General features: G+C 73.1%; 2 protein-coding genes. Both read left to right on the forward strand.

Features of this window, described 5'->3' with window-relative positions; genetic code table 11:
- On the forward strand, positions 1-2,025 hold a 2,025-nt coding region (locus ACZ7FF_RS44740; RefSeq protein ID WP_470820483.1), incomplete at its 5' end, for a condensation domain-containing protein.
- Positions 2,022-5,917: amino acid adenylation domain-containing protein (locus tag ACZ7FF_RS44745; protein ID WP_470820485.1), on the forward strand; the 3,896-nt coding region annotated here is incomplete at its 3' end. The genes ACZ7FF_RS44740 and ACZ7FF_RS44745, both read left to right, overlap by 4 nt.

Consider the following 5,917-nt stretch of genomic DNA (forward strand, 5'->3'; position numbering starts at 1 on the left):
GTCCTCACCGGTCATCCCGACATCGCCGAAGCCGCCGTCGTCGCACACCACGACCAGCCCGGTGACGCGCGCCTCGTCGCCTACGTCGTCGCCGACACCGCCGTAACGCCGCAAGAGCTACGGGAGTTCGTGCGGCAACGGCTGCCGGAGTACATGGTGCCGTCCACCTACGTCACCCTGGACCGGCTGCCGCTGACGGCCAACGGCAAGCTCGACCGGGCCGCGCTGCCCGAGGCCGAACCGGGCGCGCCGGCAAACGCGCCCCGGCGTGAGCCGCGTACCGCACGCGAGCGGCTCCTGGGAGAGTTGTTCGCTCGGGCCCTCGGGGTGGACCGGGTCGGGCCGGACGACGACTTCTTCGCGCTCGGCGGAGACAGCATCGTCTCGATCCGCCTGGTCAGCCTGGCGCGTTCGGCGGGCGTCCGGTTCGCGGTCCGCGACGTCTTCGAGCAGCGGACCGTGGCCGGACTGGCCGAGGTCGCCGGGGACATGGCGCTGTCGGCCCCGGACACCGACGACTCCGGCGTGGGAGGCCTGGAGCCGACCCCGATCATGCGCTGGTTCGACGCGCGCGGCGGGAAAGCCGACGCCTTTCACCAGGCGATGCTGCTGGAGGTGCCGGCCGATCTACGTGAGGACCACCTCACCGCGGCGGTGCAGGCGCTCGTGGACCACCACGACGCGCTGCGGCTGACCCGGACCGCGGGCGGCCCGGACGGCCGTTCGTGGTCGCTCGCGGTGCGCCCGGTGGGTTCCGTGCGGGCCGCCGACCTGGTGCACCGCGTCGAGAGCGGCGCCGCCGGCATCGGTGAGGCCGTGATCCGCCGCCGGGCGGAGGCGGCGTCCGCCCGTCTGTCGGCCGAGCGGGGGCCGCTGGTCCAGGCGGTCTGGTTCGACGCCGGACCGGTCCGGCCGGGCAGGCTGCTGTTCGTCGTCAACCATCTCGTGGTCGACGGGGTGTCCTGGCGGATCCTGCTTCCCGATCTCATCGCCGCCTGGGAGGCCGTCAGGCTCGGCCGCCCGCCGCGCCTGGACCCGGTAGGCACCTCGCTGCGCCGCTGGTCGCAGCTCCTCGCGGCGGAGGCACTGAAGCCTGCCCGCGGCGCGGAGGCAAGGCTGTGGACCGAGCTGCTCACCGCGGCCGACCCGCCGCTGACCACCGGCCGGCTGGATCCCGTACGGGACACCGTGGGCCGGGCCCGCGAGCTCACCTGCTCCCTGCCGTCCGAGGTCACCGCGCCCCTCCTGACGACCGTGCCGACGGCCTTCCACGCCGGGGTCGACGACGTCCTGCTGACCGCGCTCGCCCTGGCGGTCGCCCAGTGGCGCCGGGGTCATGCCCAAGGGCGGCACACGGCCCTGCTGGTGGACGTGGAGGGACACGGGCGCGAGGAGATCGCCGAGGGCGCGGACCTCTCCCGCACGGTGGGCTGGTTCACCTCGCTGTATCCCGTCCGTGTCGACCCGGGCCCACTGGCCTGGGCGGAGGTCGTCGACGGCGGACCGACCCTCGGACAGGCGCTGAAGCGGGTCAAGGAACAGCTGCGCGCCCTGCCCGACCGGGGCATCGGCTTCGGTCTGCTGCGCCATCTCCATCCCGAGACCGGTCCCGAGCTGGCCGGGCTCGCCGTACCGCAACTCGGGTTCAACTACCTGGGCCGGTTCCCGTCAGCGGGCGCCCCGGTGACTCCCGGCCGGCCGGCGTGGACGGTGGCGCCGGAGACCGGTCTGCTGAGCGGCGCCGATCCGGCGACCGCCATGGCGCACGGGCTCGAGGTCAACTGCATGGTCCGCGACGCCCCGGACGGCCCGGGGCTGGAGGCCGTCTGGACCTGGGCCCCGGACCTCTGGTCCGAGCGGCACGTCCGTGTCCTCGCCGACCACTGGTTCCAGGCGGTCCGAGGCCTGGTCCGGCACGGCGACCGCGCCGGCACGGGCGGCCACACCCCCTCGGACTTCCCCTTGACCGACCTCAGCCAGCACGACATCGAGCAGCTCGAAGCCGCGTGGAGGATTGACAAATGACGTCGTCGGGCCTGGAAGACATCCTTCCCCTCTCCCCGATGCAGGAGGGGCTGCTGTTCCACTCCCGCTACGAGCAGGACGGCGCGGACGTCTACGCGGTGCAGCACGTCTTCGCCATCGAAGGCGGCCTCGACGGGGCGCGCCTGAAGGCCGCGGTCCACGCCCTCGTGCGACGCCACCCGAACCTGCGCGCCGGATTCCGGCAGGTGGACTCGGGCCGGACGGTGCAGCTGATCGTGCGTGAGGTGGAGATCCCGTGGGAGGAGTTCGACCTCTCGGCACTTCCAGACGCCGAGGCGGAGGCGGAGCTGGCCCGGCTCGCCGCCAAGGAGCACGGCCGCCGATTCGACCTGGCCGAGCCGCCGCTGCTGCGCTTCTCACTGGTCAGGCTGGCCGCGCAGCGCCACCGCCTGATCATGACCACCCACCACGTCCTGCTCGACGGCTGGTCGACGCCCCTGCTCGTGCGCGAGCTGATCACGCTGTACGGCAGCCGGGGCGACGCCACCGCGCTGCCCCGGGTGACCCCCTACCGGCACTACCTGGGCTGGCTCGCGCGGCAGGACCGGCCGGCGGCGGAGGCCGCCTGGCGGGAGGCGCTCAGCGGCCTGGAGCAGCCGACGCTGCTCGCTCCGGTGGATCCGGGCCGTCCGGGGCTGATGCCGGAGCGGATCACGACGGAGCTGGACGAAGACCGCACGGCGGCGCTCGCCGACTGGGCGCGGCGCCAGGGGGTGACGCTGAACACCGTCCTGCAGGCCGCCTGGGGGCTGGTGCTGAGCCGGCGCACGGGCCATCACGACGTGGTGTTCGGGGCCGTCGTGGCGGGACGCGACCCGGAGCTGCCGGGCGTCGAGGCGATGGTGGGACTGCTCATCAACATGGTCCCGGTGCGGGTCTCGCTGGATCCGGCGCGGTCGTTGCTGTCCACCGTCGTACGGCTGCAGGACGCGCAGTCGTCGTTGACCGCGCACCAGCACCTGGGGCTGGCCCGCATCCAGCAGCTGGCCGGGCTGGGCGACCTCTTCGACACCTCCCTGGTGTTCGAGAACTACCCGTGGGACGACCCCGCCGAGCCGCCGGACGCCGAGTTGCCGGACAGCGGGTCGGACACTGGGCTGCCGGACGCCGAAGTGCCCGACACCGGGCTGCGTATCACCCCGGACCTGGGCCGTGGGCGGGACGCGACGCACTACCCGCTCACCCTGATCGCCGCGCCGGGGCGCCGTCTCTACCTTCGCCTGGACTACCGGGACGACCTCTTCGACCGGGCCGTGGCCGCCGGGTTCCTCGAACGGCTGATCCGGGTCCTCGACCTCGTCGTCACCGATCCCGACCGGCCGATCGGGCGGATCGATCTGCTCTCGGAGGAGGAGCGGTGCGCTCTGCTGGCCGTTCCTGACGTTCCTGCGCCGGTGGTGTCTCGGGTGACGTTGCCGGGGTTGTTCGAGGCGCGGGCCGTTCGGGCTCCGCACGCGACGGCCGTGGTCTGCGAGGGGGCCACGATGACGTACGGGGAGCTCAACGAGCGTGCGAACCGGCTGGCGCATCTGCTCGGTGCCCGGGGGATCGGTCCGGAGGACATCGTCGCGCTGGCGTTGCCCCGGTCCCCGGACCTGGTCGTCGCCGTGCTGGCCGTGCTCAAGGCGGGTGCCGCCTATCTGCCCCTCGACCCCGCGTACCCGCGTGCCCGCCTGACCGACATGGTCAGCGACGCGCGCCCGGCCCTCGTCCTGACGACCACCGCGGCCGAGGCCCCTCTGCCGACCGGGACGGGCACACCCGTCCTGCTCCTGGACACCCTCGACCTCGCCGGCCGGCCCGTCGACAACCCCACCCCCGCACTCACCCCCGAGCACCCCGCCTACGTCATCTACACCTCCGGCTCCACCGGCCGGCCCAAAGGCGTCGTCATGCCCGCGGGCGCACTGGTGAACCTCCTGGAATGGCACCACCGGGCGGTCGGCGGCGAACCGGGCGTGCGCACCGCGCAGTTCACCGCGATCAGCTTCGACGTGTCCGCTCAGGAGATGCTGTCGGCCCTGCTGTTCGGCAAGACACTGGTGATCCCGGACGAGGACGTCCGGCGCGACGCGGCCCGGTTCGTCGAGTGGCTGGACGAGCACGCGGTCGAGGAGCTGTTCGCGCCGAACCTGGTGCTCGAGGCCGTCGCCGAGGCCGCCATGGAGCACGGTCGTACGCTGCCGCGGCTGCGTACGGTGGCGCAGGCGGGCGAGGCGCTGACGCTGAGCCGCGTCGTCCGTGAGTTCCACGAGTCGGCGCCCGGCCGTGTGCTGCACAACCACTACGGCCCGACCGAGACGCATGTGGTCACGGCGCACACCCTGAGCGGTGAACCCGGCACGTGGCCCGACTCGGCGCCGATCGGCCGGCCGATCGCCCACACCCGGGCCTATGTGCTGGGTGCGGGGCTGGAGTTGGTGGCGCCCGGTGTGGTGGGGGAGCTGTACATCGCGGGTGCCGGGGTCGCCCGGGGTTACCTGGGCAGGCCCGGTCTGACGGCCGAGCGGTTCGTGGCGGACCCGTACGCCGTCGAGCCCGGTGGCCGTATGTACCGCACCGGTGACCTGGTGCGCCGGAACCAGGACGGTGAGCTGGAGTTCGTCGGCCGGGCCGACCACCAGGTCAAGATCCGCGGCTTCCGGATAGAACCCGGAGAGATCGAGAACGTCCTCACCGACCACGCGGACATCGCGCAGGCGGCCGTCGTCGCCCGCGAGGACCAGCACGGCAGCGTCCGGCTGGTGGCGTACGTGGTGGCTCGCGAGACGCTGCGGCCCAAGGAGGTACAGGACTTCACCCGCGACCGGCTGCCCGACCACATGGTCCCGGCGGCCGTCGTCCCCCTCGACCGGCTCCCCCTGACGGCCAACGGCAAGCTCGACCGGGCCGCCCTGCCGGCACCCGAGTTCGCGTCGGCCGGGTCGGGGCGGGAGGCGCGTACGCCGCAGGAGCAGATCGTGTGCGACCTGTTCGCGCAGGTCCTCGGGCTGGCGCGGGTCGGCGTCGACGACGACTTCTTCGACCTGGGCGGCCACTCGCTGCTGGCCACCCGCGTGATCGCCCGCATCCGGGCCGCCTTCAGCGTCGAGATCGGCCTGCGCACGCTCTTCGAGGCGCGGACCGCGGGGGCGGTGGCGGCCCGGCTCAAAACCGCGGGTCCGGCGCGGCTCGCCCTGACCAGGCAGCGGCTGCCCGAGGCGGTGCCACTGTCGTTCGCGCAGCGCCGACTGTGGTTCCTGCACAAGATGGAGGGGCCGGGCGCCACCTACAACATCCCGCTTGTGCTACGCCTGTCCGGCGAGCTGGACCGCGAGGCCCTGCGCGCGGCCCTCGGCGATGTGGTGGCCCGCCACGAGAGTCTGCGGACCGTGTTCCCCGAGGTCGACGGCACCCCCTACCAGCACGTCCTCGACAACGTGACCGTGGAGCTGCCCGCCACCGGCATCACCGGGACGGAACTGCCGCACGTCCTGGCGTCGGCGGCCCGCCACCCCTTCGACCTGGCGACCGAACCTCCGCTGCGCGCGGACCTGTTCCGCCTCGCACCCGACCGGCACGTCCTCGTCCTGGTCGTGCATCACATCGCGGGTGACGGCTGGTCGCTGGGGCCGCTGGCCGCTGACCTGACCCGTGCCTATACGGCTCGTGTGCAGGGGCGGGTGCCCAAGTGGGCGCCGTTGCCGGTGCAGTACGCGGACTACACGTTGTGGCAGAACGAGCTTCTGGGTGACCAGGACGATCCGGACAGCTTGTTCGCCACCCAGATCGGTTACTGGAAGCGGGCGCTGGCGGGTCTGCCGGATCAGCTGGCGCTTCCCACGGACCGTCCGCGTCCGGCGGTGATGACGTATCGGGGTGACTATGTCGT

This window comes from Streptomyces sp. NPDC037126 (assembly GCF_055605965.1).